This window comes from Cytobacillus sp. SAFR-174 (assembly GCF_051964675.1).
GTDB lineage: Bacteria > Bacillota > Bacilli > Bacillales > Cytobacillaceae > Cytobacillus.
The window spans coordinates 80,798-98,172 of record NZ_JBQCMZ010000010.1 but is presented as its reverse complement, the minus strand read 5'-3'; the positions used below and the strand labels follow the sequence as shown (position 1 = coordinate 98,172).

17 protein-coding genes, 1 pseudogene and 1 riboswitch are annotated in these 17,375 nt (G+C 42.6%); of the genes and pseudogenes, 5 read left to right on the top strand and 13 right to left on the bottom strand.

Features of this window, described 5'->3' with window-relative positions:
* Positions 1-12 precede the first annotated feature (12 nt).
* A complete protein-coding gene (locus ACTHRG_RS12215) occupies positions 13-291 on the top strand; it encodes a DUF3784 domain-containing protein (protein WP_076258318.1) in 279 nt (92 codons plus the stop codon).
* 222 nt (positions 292-513) lie between these two features.
* Positions 514-900: a DUF2512 family protein gene (locus tag ACTHRG_RS12210; RefSeq protein ID WP_076258316.1), complete on the top strand. Its 387-nt coding sequence runs from the start codon at positions 514-516 to the stop codon at positions 898-900.
* A gap of 63 nt (positions 901-963) precedes the next feature.
* On the opposite strand, the gene ACTHRG_RS12205 is transcribed toward ACTHRG_RS12210, so the two are convergent.
* A complete protein-coding gene (locus ACTHRG_RS12205) occupies positions 964-1,101 on the bottom strand; it encodes a hypothetical protein (RefSeq protein ID WP_160169269.1) in 138 nt (45 codons plus the stop codon).
* 145 nt (positions 1,102-1,246) lie between these two features.
* On the opposite strand from ACTHRG_RS12205, the gene ACTHRG_RS12200 reads away from it, so the two are divergent.
* Positions 1,247-1,795, top strand: coding sequence for a GNAT family N-acetyltransferase (locus ACTHRG_RS12200; RefSeq protein ID WP_076258314.1), 549 nt, complete (start codon positions 1,247-1,249; stop codon positions 1,793-1,795).
* Between the two features lie 51 nt (positions 1,796-1,846).
* On the opposite strand, the gene ACTHRG_RS12195 is transcribed toward ACTHRG_RS12200, so the two are convergent.
* The 5 genes and pseudogenes from ACTHRG_RS12195 to ACTHRG_RS12175 form a co-directional block, all read right to left on the bottom strand.
* A complete protein-coding gene (locus ACTHRG_RS12195) occupies positions 1,847-2,629 on the bottom strand; it encodes a TerC family protein (protein ID WP_076258311.1) in 783 nt (260 codons plus the stop codon).
* A 14-nt stretch (positions 2,630-2,643) separates the two neighbouring features.
* Positions 2,644-2,769, bottom strand: coding sequence for an FbpB family small basic protein (locus ACTHRG_RS12190; protein ID WP_076258308.1), 126 nt, complete (start codon positions 2,767-2,769; stop codon positions 2,644-2,646).
* A 321-nt stretch (positions 2,770-3,090) separates the two neighbouring features.
* On the bottom strand, positions 3,091-4,086 hold the full coding sequence (locus ACTHRG_RS12185) for a hypothetical protein (RefSeq protein WP_076258306.1): 996 nt from the start codon (positions 4,084-4,086) through the stop codon (positions 3,091-3,093).
* Between the two features lie 174 nt (positions 4,087-4,260).
* Positions 4,261-4,467 (bottom strand): twin-arginine translocase TatA/TatE family subunit, encoded by a 207-nt coding sequence (locus tag ACTHRG_RS12180; RefSeq protein ID WP_076258303.1) that lies wholly within the window; start codon positions 4,465-4,467, stop codon positions 4,261-4,263.
* Between the two features lie 15 nt (positions 4,468-4,482).
* Positions 4,483-6,232 (bottom strand): annotated as a pseudogene (locus tag ACTHRG_RS12175) (alkaline phosphatase D family protein).
* 308 nt (positions 6,233-6,540) lie between these two features.
* Here ACTHRG_RS12175 and ACTHRG_RS12170 point away from each other — a divergent pair.
* Positions 6,541-6,858, top strand: a complete 318-nt coding sequence (locus tag ACTHRG_RS12170; protein WP_076258301.1) for a hypothetical protein — start codon at positions 6,541-6,543, stop codon at positions 6,856-6,858.
* A 232-nt stretch (positions 6,859-7,090) separates the two neighbouring features.
* On the opposite strand, the gene ACTHRG_RS12165 is transcribed toward ACTHRG_RS12170, so the two are convergent.
* From ACTHRG_RS12165 to ACTHRG_RS12145, 5 genes are all read right to left on the bottom strand, one after another.
* Positions 7,091-7,216: an FbpB family small basic protein gene (locus ACTHRG_RS12165; RefSeq protein ID WP_139325615.1), complete on the bottom strand. Its 126-nt coding sequence runs from the start codon at positions 7,214-7,216 to the stop codon at positions 7,091-7,093.
* A 63-nt stretch (positions 7,217-7,279) separates the two neighbouring features.
* Positions 7,280-8,146, bottom strand: coding sequence for a formyltetrahydrofolate deformylase (purU, locus tag ACTHRG_RS12160; RefSeq protein ID WP_076258298.1), 867 nt, complete (start codon positions 8,144-8,146; stop codon positions 7,280-7,282).
* Between the two features lie 138 nt (positions 8,147-8,284).
* A riboswitch (glycine riboswitch) is annotated at positions 8,285-8,385 on the bottom strand.
* Between the two features lie 158 nt (positions 8,386-8,543).
* On the bottom strand, positions 8,544-9,731 hold the full coding sequence (locus ACTHRG_RS12155; RefSeq protein ID WP_076258295.1) for an MFS transporter: 1,188 nt from the start codon (positions 9,729-9,731) through the stop codon (positions 8,544-8,546).
* A gap of 134 nt (positions 9,732-9,865) precedes the next feature.
* On the bottom strand, positions 9,866-10,504 hold the full coding sequence (locus tag ACTHRG_RS12150) for a glycosyltransferase (RefSeq protein WP_076258292.1): 639 nt from the start codon (positions 10,502-10,504) through the stop codon (positions 9,866-9,868).
* Between the two features lie 188 nt (positions 10,505-10,692).
* A complete protein-coding gene (locus ACTHRG_RS12145) occupies positions 10,693-12,057 on the bottom strand; it encodes an aspartate kinase (RefSeq protein WP_076258290.1) in 1,365 nt (454 codons plus the stop codon).
* A 336-nt stretch (positions 12,058-12,393) separates the two neighbouring features.
* Here ACTHRG_RS12145 and ACTHRG_RS12140 point away from each other — a divergent pair, with 336 nt between their 5' ends.
* On the top strand, positions 12,394-13,536 hold the full coding sequence (locus ACTHRG_RS12140) for a SpoIIE family protein phosphatase (protein ID WP_076258288.1): 1,143 nt from the start codon (positions 12,394-12,396) through the stop codon (positions 13,534-13,536).
* A 66-nt stretch (positions 13,537-13,602) separates the two neighbouring features.
* Here ACTHRG_RS12140 and ACTHRG_RS12135 read toward each other — a convergent pair whose 3' ends face one another.
* Positions 13,603-14,430 carry a CheR family methyltransferase gene (locus tag ACTHRG_RS12135; protein ID WP_175609097.1) on the bottom strand — a complete coding sequence of 276 codons (828 nt, stop codon included), beginning with the start codon at positions 14,428-14,430 and terminating at the stop codon, positions 13,603-13,605.
* A 67-nt stretch (positions 14,431-14,497) separates the two neighbouring features.
* Positions 14,498-17,293 (bottom strand): response regulator, encoded by a 2,796-nt coding sequence (locus ACTHRG_RS12130; protein WP_076258284.1) that lies wholly within the window; start codon positions 17,291-17,293, stop codon positions 14,498-14,500.
* Positions 17,294-17,375 lie beyond the last annotated feature (82 nt).

Here is a 17,375-nt window from a genome sequence, read left to right as displayed (position 1 = left end):
GGAGGAGTTTTCATGAATCAGCATTTTATTATTATCGGAGCAGTCCTGTTAATTCTTGCATTTTTGATCGGAGTAAAAAAGCAGACATGGCTTTTGTCGGGGTTCAATCAGCAAAGGGTCAGTGATAAAGATAAACTGGCAAAGATTATAGGCATATACAATTTAGTAATGGGGCTTTTGCTGATAGCCGGAGGTTTCATAAACCATCCGGATGCCCAGATACTTTTTCCCATTTTGCTGGTGGGCTATGTCATTTTACTTGGGTATGTGAATATAAAAATGATGAAATAACCTTTGCGGTATTGGCTGTCCATATTTCCTCTTTAGAAAATCATATAGCTGCATCTCTTCTATGTGAGTCTTTTGTTTCTCTTTTAGACCCTCTCAGTCACACAGATTGCCTGATTTATCCGACAAGGATCAGATATCCAGACCTCCAATTTTCTTGTAATCTAATGATTATCCCCCCTTCCTTCGGGTATAGTTACAAAAATCAAGAGGGAGGATTTCAACATGGAGCATATTAAAGCGATATTGATTAAATTTGTTATGATTACAGCTGTGCTGGGAATTATTTTAACTGGAATTTTTGATATCAGCTTTACGGAAACACTTATTATTAGTTTCATTCTCACTCTAGGGGCTTATGTAATTGGGGATATGATGATATTCCGTATGTCCGGTGATGAAACAGAGCATACGAAAAGGAATACCATTGCAACCTTATCTGACATTGGTTTAAGCTTTGTTGTCATCTGGCTTTTAAGCGAATTAATGGCATCAGGGAAAGACGACTTGGCAATGGCGGCATTTATCTCGGCTCTTTTGATAGGTGCAGGTGAATGGTTCTTCCATGTCTACTTGGATAAACGTGTTTTTGATTATGATGGACGTGAGTAATATTTGAAGAGACCTCTTGGCAGGGTCTCTTTTTTCCTTTATGATCATTGTGAATTAATTGATTTAGTATTCGATCTCATCATAATCCTTAGGCTGCGGAACCGGCTGATCCCCCTTATATTTTCCAAACTCATTGACAAGCTCCCTCTCCTCTTTTGGACCTTGTGCCTGTTTTTTATTTTGCTCATCCCTTCTGGTCAATTCATTTGCTCCTTCCTTATAGTTCTCAAAATTAATATGTGCTCATTACTAATATTTAAAGCATACTTTAGAAGGATTTTTCCTGAATCCTGTAAAATAGATAAAAAAACAGCACAATCAGATGATTAATAAAAAGGAGATTACCATGGTAAAATTAGAACCTTTTACAGAAAAAGATTTCGATTTGCTCATCAGCTGGATCAGCACACCGGAATTAATGGTTCAGTGGAGCGGTGCTCATTTCGAATTCCCGCTTGATCATGTGCAGCTTGCTAAGTATATACGCTCTGCGAATCTGGAAACCAGCTCGGATTATATCTGCAAAGTTATGGCAAACGATGAAATCATCGGTCATATTTCCCTTGGAAGAGTAGACCGTGTCAACGAAACTGCGAGGGTTGGCAAGGTTTTCATCCACTCCGCAGCACGGGGGAAAGGGTATGCTTCAGAAATGATTCATCAAATCCTGAACTTAGCCTTCCAGGAGCTAAAATTAAAGAGAGTCAGTCTCGGGGTTTTTGATTTTAATCTCCCTGCTATTAAGATTTACGAGCAGGCAGGTTTCCAAAAAGAAGGACTTCTCAGGCAGACCAATAAAGTTAAAAATGATTATTGGAGCTTAATAGAAATGAGCATCCTGAAAGAAGAATGGCAAGCTAGCGCCGGGCTCATGGGTATTCAATCAAACGTTTGATTGAATAGTGCTCATTAAAAAAACAGGGCGGAAAAACCCCGCCCTGCTTGATCAGCTTGCTTTTTCCTCTGCTGGCATTTCCTGTTTTTCCTTGGAAAGGAACCATCCAGCTAACGCAATACCAATTAAGACTGCATAGAAAGTAACTTTCCATCCGGCCGACTTGGCAAATCCTTCTGGCAGGATGGCCAGCGCCGGATGGGACATTGTGTAGACAGCCAGTTTAACACCAACCCATCCGACAATACCAAACGCTGCAATCTCAAGTCCAGGTCTCCTGTGAAGAAGATCCACAAAGAGGTTTGCAGCAAAACGCATAATAATCAATCCGATCATACCGCCGGCAAAGATGACAAAGAACTTTCCGCCGTCAAGCCCGCCTACATGGCCAAGTCCTGAATCCGGAAGAGCAACAGCCAGGGCGACCGCTGCCAGAATAGAGTCTACAGCGAAAGCAATATCAGCAAGTTCTACTTTAAAAACCGTCAGCCAAAAGCCTGATTGTTTTTTTGGTTTCGTGATCTCTGCTTCTTCCTCGCCTTTTTTCACAAGAAACTTTCTTAATATATGATTAGCCGCAATGAACAGAAGATACAGTGCTCCAATCGCCTGAACCTGCCATACGTCAACTAAATAAGAAATCGCAAATAAAGATCCAAAGCGGAAAACAAAGGCTCCTGCCAATCCGTAGAATAATGCTTTTTTCCTCTGCTCCTCCGGAAGATGCTTAACCATAATCGCCAGCACCAGCGCGTTATCAGCAGCCAATAAACCCTCCAGCGCCACAAGCAGCAGCAGCACCCATCCATACTCAAGTATTAGTGATAATTCCATCTAAGCACCCTCCCTCATTTCACCTTTGTGTATTTTTCGTCTAAACGCTTTTCAATTTTCTCAAGCATTGCTTGATCTCTCAGCAGCTCTTCTTTGTTTTTCTTAATTAATTCAGCAAAAGATATCTTAGCTTTTTTCATTTCGGTCTCCTTTCCTTCTATTTTTTAAGTATTGAAAGCTTCGCGCTGTTTCCCTGCAGTTATGTCGATTGAGGATTTTCATTGCCAAGCTATATCAGGCAATAAAAAAACCTCTACCAGCAAGCGGTAAAGGTTTTAAAAAAACAAAAAGACCTTTACCCGAAACAGGCAAAGGTCTTGCTAACAACGTTTAGGTTGCCAACAAAGCCGGGAGCTCTTAACTCCGAAATGACGACTCTGCTGTAAAAGCTACTCCCCTTTAGGAGAAACTATTCAACTATTTAAATTAATCATATTCCAATTTGTTCAAAATGTCAATGCTTATGCAAATCGGTAATAAATTAAAATGAATGTCGCAAGGACGAAAATAAAGTTCAGGAATACAAACACAAATTGATCTGCTTTAGTTTTATGCAGCTTGATCGGCGGGTTATAGAAAGACACCCCTTCAATGATGAAAATAATCAGCACAATATGGATCATAAAATGCCCGATCACTTCTGTCATGCCAAACAGCATTGTGGTAGTGATGAAAATAACAGTCACCACGAAGCCAACTACACGGTTAAGAATTCCTACTACAAGAAGGTAACCGACTACAAACTCAATGAATGCAGCCATAACAACGAATGCAGCAGGTGCAAAGCCGAATGTCGGGACTCCGTGATTGGCCACAATATCCAGAGACATGCTTGGATATACCCATTTCTCAACAGCCACCCAGCATAAAGATAAACCTGTGCCCAAATATAAGAATGGAAATCCAACCTTCTCCAGCTTCGTGCTGCCGACCAGCAGGACTCCAATAATAGCTACATAATATCCATAATCAAGCATATGGAAAATGCCATTCTGCATGGTAACGTACACAAACAGTCCCAGTAAAATAACAGCCCCGGCCTTTGTTGAAATATGATGCGGAATTAGCAGAAAGCCAATCGTTGCCCATGTTAATATCATAGCAATCGTGCTGGTTAAATGAAATTCAGGCGCAAACAATGTTCCGTTCGTTACCTGGATGATTAACGCCGCAGCAGTTCCATACTTCAGGATATATCTGCTGTATTTGCGGAACCCTGAGAGCCAGTCATCCAGCTTTTTGACTTTGGCCCATTGGGATGTCCTTGGGATAATCAATGTCAATAGCGCAAGGACAATCGCAGCCGCCAGGGCCAGTCCCATAAATAGAGGTGATAATATATTTTCAATGGTTTCCTTTTGAGGCGCCACATTCGTGAACCATTTCACATGAGCGCTTGTAAAAAAAGGTGTCATGACTAAGCCTGATATTAATAATAACTGAAATATTTTTTTCATGGTTTATTGTGCCTCCTTGATGGCATTTAAAATTATATAAACAATATAAGTACAGTATTAATATATTATACTTTTCATTCCAGTGGATTATTCAAAAATGAACATTATGTGAAATGTTTCACAGGTTAACACACAATAAAAATACAGGCTAATTTGCGCCTGTATTTTTATTCCCTATTTTTCTTTTTTCAGAGCTGAAAGTACCGGTTTTTTCTCTTCATTCTTTCCCTCATCTGACACTAAGTCCTTTGCCGCGCTTTTAAACTCAGTTAATGTCCGCCCAAATGCCCGCCCAATCTCGGGAAGCTTGGATGGCCCAAATATGATCAAGGCAATGACAAGAACAAGAATTAAGCCTGGAATGCCAATGTTGGATATCATCTTCTCACCATCGCTTTAATGTAATACTTTTTCACGCTGTTTTTTAAGTTGCTTTTCATGTGCCCGGGTATGGGCACGATGGCGATCTTCTTCCACCTCAGAAGAGATTCCAGCCCCCTGAGGTACAGCAGATGCCGATACCTGCTTCAAGCCAGCCTGATCTTTTTCAAAAACAAATGATGCTCTTGTTGAAATATCCGCTCCAGGCTCTGTTACGAATGGAAGAACCCGATAATCCGCACGCCATTGCTCTGCTGTTACCCGGCAGCGGACATAGCCTCTATAATTATTAAAGAACTTAATATGCGGATTCTCTGCAAGCGTCTTTTCCGTATCTGCTCTCACATCTGATCCGTTCCCTCCTGATGTGATAGAGGTTCCGACAAATTCGGCACCAATCAGCTTTGCATTTGGATCATTATAGTCTGTGAGAATATTGGAAGCCCAGCTTGCATGAACGTCCCCAGTCAGGACAATCAGGTTTCCGATATTGTTTGAAGCAGCAAAATCAGCCAAACGCTGCCGGGCAGCAGGGTATCCATCCCATGCATCCATGCTGAACTTCGGCGAAGCAATTGTCCCGAAATTTCTCTGGGCAAAGAACACCTGCTGTGCCAGTACATTCCAATGCACATTAGATCTGCTTAGATTGCTTTCAACCCATTGTTCCTGTTCCTTGCCAAGGAGAGTCCGGGCTGGATCAAGCGAATCCGGTGTATGCGGCTGCATCACCATTTGCCTGGTCATCCCGATATTGCCGGGAATCAAGCACAAGGAATGACGCCAGGCTGCCATAGCTGAACTCCCTATACAATTGCATACCATCACCATTTGGCATGGAAGATAACCGGAGCGGCATGTGCTCATAATATGCCTGATAAGCGGCTGCCCTGCGTTTAATAAATGCTTCAGCTGACTGGCCCTTTTCCGGAATCCCTGCTGCATAGTTATTTTCCACCTCGTGGTCATCCCAAGTGACCACCCAAGGGAAAGCAGCATGAGCTTCTCTCAGATGCGGATCAGTTTTATACTGGGCATGGCGATTCCTGTAATCTTCTATAGAGATAATTTCCGGTCCGCTATGGTGGCGGACGTTTCCTGTTGGTGAAATATATTCATTTGGTCCATATTCATATATGTAGTCGCCAAGGTGAATGACAAAATCCAAATTTTCCTTTGCCATATGCTGATAGGCTGTAAAAAATCCATGTTCATACTGCTGACATGAAGCAAATGCAAATGATAGCCCTGAAACTTTGGCACCCGCAGGCGGAAGTGTCTTTGTTTTGCCGATTGGGCTTAGTTCATTGCCGCTTTTAAAACGATAATAATAGACAGTGTCCGGCATTAAGCCTTCTGCCTCCACGTGCACTGAATGCGCCAAATCCGGCACCGCAATTTCTGTTCCGCGTTTAACAACTTTTCGGAAGTGTTCATCTGCAGCAAGTTCCCATTTGACTGGTACAGCATGATTTGGCATCCCGCCTCCATTAAGCGGATCGGGTGCTAGCCTTGTCCATAAAACCACACTGTCCGAAAGAGGATCTCCTGATGCGACACCGAGCGTAAAAGGGTATTTGCTGAACTTAGGCGCAGCATCAACCGTTAGATTACCCACCCCTAAAGATTGCGCCATAGCCAGCGCCAGCGAAAAACCGGCTATTTTCCCTGCACCAGATAGAAAGCTCCGGCGGTCAATGTCCCTCTTCAGGTTCTCTTCATTAAATTTCCTGATTAAATCATCAATCGATCTCTCATTGTTCATTTTCTTCACCTCTTAACATGGATTCACAATTGATTATAAGAGGTGTTTTTTAAAGTAATATGAAGACATGTAAAGGAAGAAAATAGATTCTCTGCCTATTTTATCAGGACTTTTGTAAGGATTGGTTGTTCATACAGCCTATAATCTATATTTGCGGTCAACAATCCTTTGTATTCCCGCACCTTTTGCCCCAGATTTTTTTACAATATAAACATAGAATATTAACGAATCCTGTCAGATTCTTTTAGTTTACTAATCTATAAATAGTGGTTATGATGATAGTTATAATCTTGAAAAGGGGTGAGGGAATGACGAAACGTCAGGTAATGCCACTTTTACTGCTGTCTGTGTTTTTATCCTTTCTCATTACCCAATACCCTGGAGTCCATTATAATGACATTCCGATGGACCAAAGCAAAGCGGTAACAGTTTCGGACTTTACCGAGAGCTTCCTATTAAAAGATGATCCCAAAAAGCATATCTTCACGTTGGATATCATCTCTTTATCCATTACAATCCTGACAGTTATCCTTTTTGTATATAGTGCTCTGCACATCGCCCGCAGGAAAAAGATACTTTATACTCCAATTTTCTACGAGGCGAATTATGTCATTCAAGCTCCTTAATTGTCCAGCAAAACAATTAAAGGAGGAAGACATAATGTGGATTAGATTTTTAATGATTGGGTTATTTTCATTAACAGCTTCCAGCCTGTTCTTTTATCAGGGGATGGAAATGTATCATGCTTTCACAGATTTCTTCAGACAAAAATAAAGAGTAGGCGCCCGGGGATTCCCTGGGCGTTTTTAATTCATTTAAAAACCCGGCCTGTTTTATTCCCAGGCCGGGTGTACTTTCTTACTGTGCTTTTGCATATTTATCGTCTATTTTTTTTTCGATCTTCTCAAGCTCACGGCGATCTTTTAAAAGTTCTTCTCTATTAACCTTTATCATTTCAAGCATTGATAATTTTTTCTTTTTCATTTCTGCTCACCTTCTTTCATGATGGTAATCTTTCTGGATGCAAGATCTTTTTTTCAGTGCCGCTTAAAAAACAATCGTCTTATTACCATGCACTATGACTTTGTCTTCCACATGCCAGGCGACTGCCTGTGCGAGGACCTGCCTCTCCACATGCCTGCCGGCAATTTTGAGATCCTGTGCAGTGTGCCGGTGGTTAACCCGCTGGACATCCTGCTCAATGATCGGCCCTTCATCCAAATCATTTGTTACATAATGGGCGGTTGCCCCAATCAGCTTGACTCCGCGGTTAAACGCCCGGGCATAAGGATTGGCTCCCACGAAGGCCGGCAGAAAGCTGTGATGGATATTGATAATCCTGTTTGGATATTTGGAAATAAAGCTTGGTGAAAGAATCTGCATATATCTCGCAAGCACAATGAAATCCGCTTTTCCATCCAGCAGCTCAACCGCCTTTTGCTCAGCTTCCGCTTTAGTATCCGGCGTAATCGGAACATGATGATATGGTATTCCAAAACCCTCCACCACTTCCCTCATGTCAGGGTGATTGCTGATCACTAAGGGAATATCCACTTCAAGCTCCTTTGATTTCCATCGCCACAGCAGCTCGAGCAGACAGTGATCCATTTTAGAAACAAATATGGCCATCCGCTTGCGCTCGCCTTTGCCGCTCAGCTTCCACTCCATAGAGTATTCCCTGGCCATCTCAGGCAGATCTTCTTTCAGTTTTGAAAAGGACTCATCAAAATGATTCATATCGAATTCAATCCGCATGAAGAAGATGCCTGCCAGCGGATCGGTTGTGTGCTGGTCAAAATGCACAATGTTCGCGTTATGCTCCAGCAGAAAGTTAGAGACTGTGGAGATGATGCCTGGCCTCTCTGGACAGGATATCAGCAATGTCGCCCGGTTTGCGTTAACATTTATATTCATCTAGATTCCTCCAACTGCCTTGCCATCCATATAAAAAGGACAGAAAAAAGGCGGCTTCTTTATCCCCCTTCTCTGTCCTTTTACCTGAGAGTTTGACCCCTTTGGTGTCGCATAGTCCATGCGCGCTCTCCAGAGATGCGTCCGACTGAGGTTCTGTCTACCTGAGAGATTGGCTTCAAGGGTATTTTTGAAGCTTGCTCCTTCGGTGGCTACTGTATGCTCTCTCCCGCAGCCGTCATTCGCTCAATATTTTTGTTATTTTCAGAATAATATATTTTTTAACTTATGTCAATCGAACTAGGTTTCTTTCACAAAATTGCCACAATTCTCAGCCTGTATTTATAGCTGATTTCCTTTGGGAAAAAGAAAAGCTTGAAGACAATGTCTCCAAGCTTTTTTACACAGCAGCCTTCGGTTTTGGCTCCCTTTTTTGCCATGCAACCGTGATAAATAACGTAACAATCAATAAGGCCAGACCGAGAACAAACGGATAGGTTATCCGTACATCGTAAAGCACACCGGCAATCGTTGGCCCCAGAACGTTTCCAATGCTCATATAAGCATTGTTCATTCCCATCGCAAACCCCTGTTCATTACCGGCCATTTTTGAGATTAGCGTGGTTAAAACCGGGCGCAGAATGGAAGTTGCAAGGAAAATGATCAGCGAAATAACGAAGAAAAGTGCATAGCTGCCTGCAAACAGTGAAACTAGGAATCCTGACGCGGCAACAGCCAAAAAGATATTCAATACCTTTCCCTCTCCGAATTTATTAACCACCCGATCGACTACGAATAACTGAACAATAACACTAATGACACCCGTTGAAGTCACCATAATGGCAATTTCCTGCGGAGTAGCAGCAAACTCATTATCAAGGTAGAGCCCCAGCACTGATTCATACGCCATTAGTCCAAAGCTCATCACCAATGTAATGACAAGCGGAATAAAATATGGCTTCTTAACGGACATGGCCAGTTTCTTGACCATCGGTTCCTCTTCAGGCATCTCACCCGGCACTGTCTGCAAAGTGCTGCTTTCTTCGAGGAGGACAATGGAGAATAGAACAGCCACTAGAGATACTAGCGCTGAGATCAAAAACGGCATTTTCAGGCCGAAGTCTGCCAAAAACCCGCCAATTCCAGGTCCAACCACAATTCCAAGTGACATCGCAGCTGATACAAGGCCATTCCCTTTTGCACGCTGCTCCATGGTAGTAATATCAGCAATGTAAGCAAAAATGGCTGGAATCAGCAAGGCAGCTCCAACGCCACCAATAACACGTGAAAAGTATAGCAGCCAAATGGAATCTACTGCATAAAAGACCAGCATGGATAATGTCAAACCAGCTAACCCGTAAATAATCATCTTTCTGCGGCCGTACTGGTCAGCCCACTTCCCTGCAATGGGAGAAAAAATCAGCTGGGCACCCGCAAAAATGGCAATCATCAGGCCTGCTGCCGTTCCTCCCTGATTGATGGATTCCAGATAAGCCGGCAAAATCGGAATGATAATCCCAAAGCTTCCGATTGCAATAAACATATTGATCATCAAAATGATCATCTTTTTCTTCTGATCCCCTGACAAAACGGATACCCCTCCTTCTATATGTGAAAAATTTACATTATTTTTTTCGGCACGCTAAATAGCTTATAATGAGACATGCTGCTTTGTCAAAGGAAAAAATAGAGAAGCTCCAGCAAAGCTGAAGCCTCTTTTAATTACCCTTTAAATTTGTCCGGGAATTGCTTAACAACCGCATCAGAAATGACATCTGCCATCATAATAATATGCGACACTCCCTCATCAATCGAAACAATTCTTGCTTCCCAATCCTTAACAAGACTTGCTGTCAGATCATCTGTTACTAATTCTAAATGCTTATAAAGCAGTTTTTTCACATCTTCATTTTTCAGATTTGGATTGGCTCCGCTTAGAAAAGCAGCGATATCATCGGCATTGCGATACCATTTTTTGTTCAGCTGGTTCACCTTTGCTCCCTGCCCGCTCTTAGCTGCCTCTACAATATCACCCGCAATGACAATATGCTCTTTAAGAAGTTCTGTCAGCTTAGCTCCTGCAGCTTCGCCGTAATAAGGCTTAATGGAATTTCCTATGTCCTCCTGATTTCTAAGCAGGCGGGCCAATACCTGCTTCTGATCCTCTGCTCCGGCAGTTGAGGCACTTGTAATATAGTTGCTTGTCCATAATACATGGTCGATCCAAAGCTTGCGGAATTCGTTTTCAAATTTAACCTCTGATTGGGTGAGACACGGTTTTTGTGCAGCTGCACTGCCCGGTGCTGTCAGCATATTCAGGGGCATGAGCAGCATTATTCCTATGATCAGTAATTTCTTCATATCCTTTTCTCCTTCCAAATTGAAAAAGTTTCCTTCTTATTTTGATTATCTTAAGATTTTTCATTCCAAAAAAATAAAGCCCGAGGCTAATGCCCCAAGCTTTTTCAATCAAACGTTTGATTGATTTGCATATATAGCCTATTTACTTTGGCTCTTTTCGTTTAAACAGATTTACCTTCACAAAATGATCACACCGCTGCCACCGCAGCAAAAAACTCATTATAAAGCGCCTGTACCGCACGTACCTCATCCACTGCCTGGACGCCGAACATCATGCTCACTTCAGAGGAGCCCTGATTGATCATTTCCATATTTACTTTTGCTTTAGCGAGAGCTTTGGAGGCACGGGCCATTGTTCCGATGTTCTGGCGCATCCCCTCTCCAACCACCATAATTAGTGAAAGGCTGTGCTGAATTTTCACTTCATCTGCATGAAGCTCATGCTGTATGCGGCTCAGAATTTCTTCCTCCATCCCATCAGTAAATTGGTTTTCCCGCAGGATAATGGAGATGTCATCAATTCCTGATGGTGTATGCTCATAGCTGAGGCCATACTCTTCCAAAATGGTCAGCAGCCTCCTCCCAAAGCCGACTTCCCTGTTCATTAAGTATTTGCCGACATAGATGCTGCAGAATCCCTGATCACTGGCAATCCCGATCACAGGTCCGTTCGTGTTATCCCGCTCGTTCACAATCCTGGTGCCGGGAGCAGACGGATTATTGGTATTTTTTATCTGCACAGGAATTCCAGCCCGAAATGCCGGTACAAGCGCTTCATCATGCAGGACAGTAAAGCCTGCATAGGAAAGCTCCCGCATTTCCCGGTATGTCAATTCTTTGATTTCTTTAGGGCTTTCTACAATAAAGGGATTTACCGAATAGACCGCATCCACATCTGTAAAGTTTTCATATAAATCCGCCTTGGCTGCACCAGCCAAAATGGAGCCTGTCACATCCGATCCGCTTCTAGAAAATGTGAAGACCTTGCCATCCGTGCTATATCCAAAGAAACCCGGAAAAATGATGATCCCGTCCTGCTCCCTTAATGCAAGCAGCTTGTCATATGCTTCAGGAAGGACCTGAGCATTGCCGGGCTCCGGACTGACAAGCAATCCTGCTTCCTTCGGGCTCACATATCTTGCTTCTATTCCCTGCTGCTGAAAATAGGCTGCTACAAGCTTAGCGTTGTTATCTTCACCACTCGCTTTGATCAAATCCATGAAAACTTCAGGATCATGCGTATCACTGGAAAGCCTCGCAATAAGGTCCTCCCTGATGATATCTTTAATTTCCGGACCAAGCTCTAATTCATCAGCGATTTGGCCATACCGATCCAATACAGCTTCAGCCAAACCATCTGCAGCTTCCCCCTGAATCCGTTTCTCTGCACATGCGATTAATAAATCAGTAACCTTGTCATCCTCTGAAAATCGCTTTCCAGGAGCCGAGACAACAATGATCTTCCGCTCTGGATCCGCAATTACAATATTGAATACCTTCTCGATTTGCTTTCCTGATGCTAAAGAAGATCCTCCGAACTTCACCACTTTCATTCTGACATCTCCCAATCTCTGAAAATTTAATCTTTATTTTACTCTTATCCTCACAGAAATCAAGAGAAAATTCCACCCTACAAAAACAAATGTTCATCTTAAAAACACATTATAATATCCGAATATAATATTTTTACTTGTTTTTTATGAATACACCGTTAAATAATATTATTTTAAGAAAACAAAGGAAAGCGCTTACACTTACTGTTTATTTTTTGGGATTAACTAAAGCAAAAAATGATCAAATTAGTGGTTTTCACTCTCCTGCAATAGGGTATATGTTAAGGATATTTATATAAAGAATTAAATCGTAAAACACAGGAAGGGAAAAAGTCTATGGGAATCCTAGTTGTGGACGATAACCAAGCCAACTTATTTGTAATTCAACATATATTAAAACGCGCAGGGTATAAAGAGCATTTAACGTTTTCTTCTGCAAAGGATATGTTTCAGCATCTCCAGGGATATTCACCTTTTTCAGCTGATATAAAAGCAGACGTGATTCTGATGGATATAATGATGCCGGAAATGGATGGAATTGAAGCATGCCGCCGGCTTCAGCAAATTCCACATTTGAAGGATATCCCAGTGATTTTTGTAACTGCATTGGAGGACTCAAATAAAGTTGCAGAAGCTCTTGATGCGGGCGGGACCGATTATGTAATGAAGCCCATTAATAAGACGGAACTGCTTGCCCGCATTCGTGCTGCCTTAAGGCTTAAATATGAGAAGGACTGGCATAAGGAGCAGGAAAATAAAATCAGGAATGAACTGGATTTATCCATGCAGGTACAAACCAGCATGCTGAGCGAACCGATTTATCATGAACATACACTGTTAAAGGCTTCCTACCTGCCAGCCAACAAACTTGCAGGAGATATGTATTACTGGCACCAGATAGATGAACATCGCTATGCTGCCATACAGCTGGATATGATGGGCCACGGAATTTCTGCTTCTCTTGTATGCATGTTTATCTCTTCTGTTCTCAGAGATGCCATCAGAACATGCAGTGATCCTGAATACGTCATGAACGAACTAAATCGGTGGATGAATTCCCTTAACCAGCGCAATCAGCGAATTCCATATTATTTTACAGCTATTTACCTCGTCCTTAATAAAAAAGACAAAACAATCGAGTATGTAAATGCCGGACATCCAGCGGGATATGCGCTTGTAGACAAAGATGAGATGGTCAGGTTATCCAGTAATATGTGTGCAGTCGGCTTTTTTGAAGATATTTCGATACAAAAAGAAACAATTCCCTATACAGATTCCATTCAGCTGCTCTTGTTTACAGACGGGGTGGAAGAAGCTGTAGAGCAGAATAATCTCAATCCATGTGAGTATCTTCAGCGCTTCGCATCGTTTCACTGGAATGCAGCCAGAACAGCAGAGCCAATCGATATGATACTGACTAAGCAGCAGCAGGCAAGCGCTGATGATGATATGTGTATTGTTCTTATTCAGGCAGATTAGGATGAATACATATTTTTTACATAAAAACAGAGTGCAGTCCCTCAAAAATGGGGACCGCACTCTGTTTTATTTTACATGAGAAACCTTCCTGAATATCTTTTCCTGCAGGTTGATTTCTTCGAATACCGGGTATTCCATCCGCAGCGCTTCCTTGCTGCCAAGCCCCAGAAACCCTCCCATGCTGAGGCTTTCATTAAAAAGATTAAAAACGTGGCTTTGCAGGTCTGTATTAAAATAGATCATCACATTGCGGCACATAATCACATGAAACTCATTAAAGGAGCCATCAGTCACCAGATTATGCTGGGCAAAAACCATTCGATCAAGCAGGGATGCATTCAAATAAGCCGCTTCACAATCGGTTGTATAGTATTCAGAAAAGGATTTTTTTCCGCCTGCCATAATGTAGTTCTTTGTATAGAGCTGCATTTTTTGCAGCGGGATTATTCCGCTCTCTGCTTTTTTAAGCACCTTTTCATTGATGTCTGTGGCATAAATCTTCGTTCGCTCTCCCAGCCCCTCTTCTTCCATTAAAATAGACATGGAGTAAGCTTCTTCCCCAGTCGAACAGCCTGCATGCCAAATTCTGATCTCCGGCAATTCCCTGAGCACCGGGACAACCTCATTCCGAAAAGCCTTAAAAAAAGAAGGGTCCCGGAACATTTCTGTCACATTGATTGAAAAATCGCTCAGTACCTTTTGCAGGTACCCCTCTTCATGTATAACCTTTTCTGTGAGACTTGTTATGCTGGGCAGCCGATCCCTGCTAAGACGAGCTTGAATTCTCCTGGCAATTGAAGAGCGCATATATTGCCGGAAATCATATCCGGATAAACTGTATATAGCCTTTAAAAGCAATTCTATTTCTAATTCTTCCTTTTTCAATTCCTTCATTCCTCAACTTTCGAGAATAAAATGATGTTGACGGTTTCCGGATGTTGTCCGGACTCCTCTCTGCCATCTATGAAAGCCATACTCTCATAACAGACAGCAGCTGGTCCAGCTTTAAAGGCTTGCTGATATAATCTGTTGCACCCGCTTCCATGCATTTTTCCCTATCGCCTTTCATTGCCTTGGCAGTAAGGGCAATGATTGGAACATCCTGGTGTCTGTCCAGCCCGCGAAGCCTCTTCATGGTTTCATAACCATCCATAACCGGCATCATAATATCCATTAGAACAATATCGATCTGTTCTGTACCCATTATCAAATCGAGGCACTGCATCCCGTTTTCTGCTGTTAGGACATTCATGCCTTCTTTTTTCAAAGCATTTTTCAGCGCATAAATATTTCTGTGGTCATCATCTACGACAATGACTGTTTTGTCTTTAAGCTCTGTACCTGTCTGCTGATGCCCTGCTTCCGTATCTTCTTTAGCATCTTGTGCTTCAGGTGTCTCAGAAACTTCCATGACAGGCTCAACGGTTACAGCAGCTTCTTCGAAAGCAAGCGAACCGGCCTCTAGTTCAGGCATTCCGTTTGGAAGATTCGGGATAACGAGTGTAAACCGGCTTCCTTTTCCTTCTTCACTCTCCACTTTGCAGATACCGCCGAGCAGCTGGGCAAATTCCTTGGAGATGGACAATCCCAGGCCCGTTCCGCCATATTTTCTCATCGTTGCGCCATCAGCCTGCTGGAAGGCTTCAAAAATCAGCTCCTGCTTCTCGGACGGAATGCCAATACCTGTGTCGAGCACTGTAATTTTCAGCCAGTCATTTGTATAGCTGGATAACGGCAAGCCAAAGAAATCGCTTTTTGAAGCTTTTTCAAACGTAACTGCTACTGAACCTTCTTCCGTAAACTTAAATGCATTTGAAAGGAGGTTCTTCACAATTTGCTGCAGCCGCTGCTCATCAGTATTGAATACAGAAGGAACTTCTTCAGAAGAGCTTACAGTAAATTTAAGATTTTTATGCTTTGCCACCTGTGTAAAATGCTGCTGCAGACGCTGCGACATTTCTCCCATATTGACTTCCTCAAAGCTGATTTCCAGTTTCCCTACCTCTACTTTTGAAAGGTCGAGGATATCGTTAATGAGAGCTAGTAAATCCTGTCCAGATGTATGTATAACCTTGGAAAACTCTTTCTGCTCCTCAGTAAGGATTTGATCCGGGTCTTCTGCCAGCATTTCTGATAAAAGCAGGATGCTGTTAAGCGGCGTGCGCAGCTCGTGGGACATATTTGCGAGGAACTCTGACTTGTATTTTGAGCTTAGACCCAGCTGTTTTGCTTTTTCCTCCAGTTCTTCCTTGGCAGCCTGAAGTTCTTCAGATTTCATTTCAGCATCTCTGGAGCGCTCTTCAAGCTGCTCATTGATGATACGCAGCTCTTCGGATTGACTCTGCATTTCTTCAGATTGCGCCTGCAGCTCCTCAGACTGGGATTGCAGCTCTTCAGCCTGTGCCTGCAGTTCCTCTGTCTGTGCCTGGGATTCGGCCAGTAAGCGTTCAATCTCCATTCTTCCAGAAATATTCGTAATGGCTATTCCTAGTGTTTCAATTACTTTTTCTATTAGTTTGATTTGTGCAGGAGTGAATGGCCTCAGACTTGCCAGTTCCACAACTGCCACTGCCTCGTCCTTAAGCATAACGGGAGCCATCATGATGCTTTTCGGCCTGACATCTCCCAAACCGGTTGATAAGACCTTGTAATCCTCAGGAACGTCCTCGAGGAAGATTGTTTTCTTATCCCTGACAGTTTGCCCTGCTAAACCTTCCCCCTCATAGAAAAAGTCTCTTCCAGCATCTTCGGCTCCATCTGCATATGCAGCTTGTTTTTTAAATATAAGCTTGCTTCCGCTGTCATCTTTCACATAAATGGCTCCGAGATCAGCTCCGGCGGCAGGTGCCAGCCTTGATATAAAATCATCTGCCAAATTGGCTATGGTCACATGCTGGCTATAGATGCTTACTAATGCAGCAGACTGGCTTTGGATCCAGTTTTGCTCACTGATTTCAGCCGAATAGCGCTGTTCTTTCTTATAATAGTTCTCAAGGGAATCAGCCATCGAGTTGAAGGCTTTCGCAATTTCACCGATTTCATCTTTTGTTTCGATATTCAGTCTTGAAATGGAAGAAAGGTCCTGATAATCAATCTCCTTAATCCCTTTTGTAATCAAGCTGATGCTTCTGCCTGTGCTTCTGATCACCCATACGGTTACTCCTACGATTAAAACAATGGATAATGCAACCGCAGCAACCAAAGTTGATACTAACTGGCTATACGTGTCATTTGCACCATTCAGCGATTCCGCCATAAGGGATTCCTGATATTCTTTAAATTCAGCCAGCTTGTTCAGCAGTGCGTTTCGGTTTTCTCTCTCACTTCTGTATAGCGCTTCTAAAGAATCCATTTCACCGCTTGCCATTAAATCAGTAAAGCTGTTTTGCATGTGGGCATATGATTCGTATGCCTGCTCCACTTCTTTTAAGAGCAATTTCGATTTCTGTCTATTTAATTCTTGCTCTAGATTAATTATTCGGTTTTGTATCCCCTCATGGTTGGCTTTCACCAATTCAGCTGTCATGGCTGAATCGCTTGTGTCTTTGTCGGTGAGCACACTCAGCAGCTGCTGGTCAGTCTGGTAAAAAAGCTGTCTGATCTCTGTAGCCTGGTTTACCTTATAATATCGATCCTCCACAATTTCCAGCATGTTTGCCTTCATTCCGTTTACCATAGACAGAATGACAAACATCAGAATAAACAAAAAAAATACGGTTAAGCCCAATCCCATTATTTGCTTTCTTTTAAAGCTCACCTGTTCTCTCCTTCTTTCCCCCGATTTTTCTTCACATTTTTCTTTTACATGTTCATGCTTTATGAGATTAAGGTTTTATAGA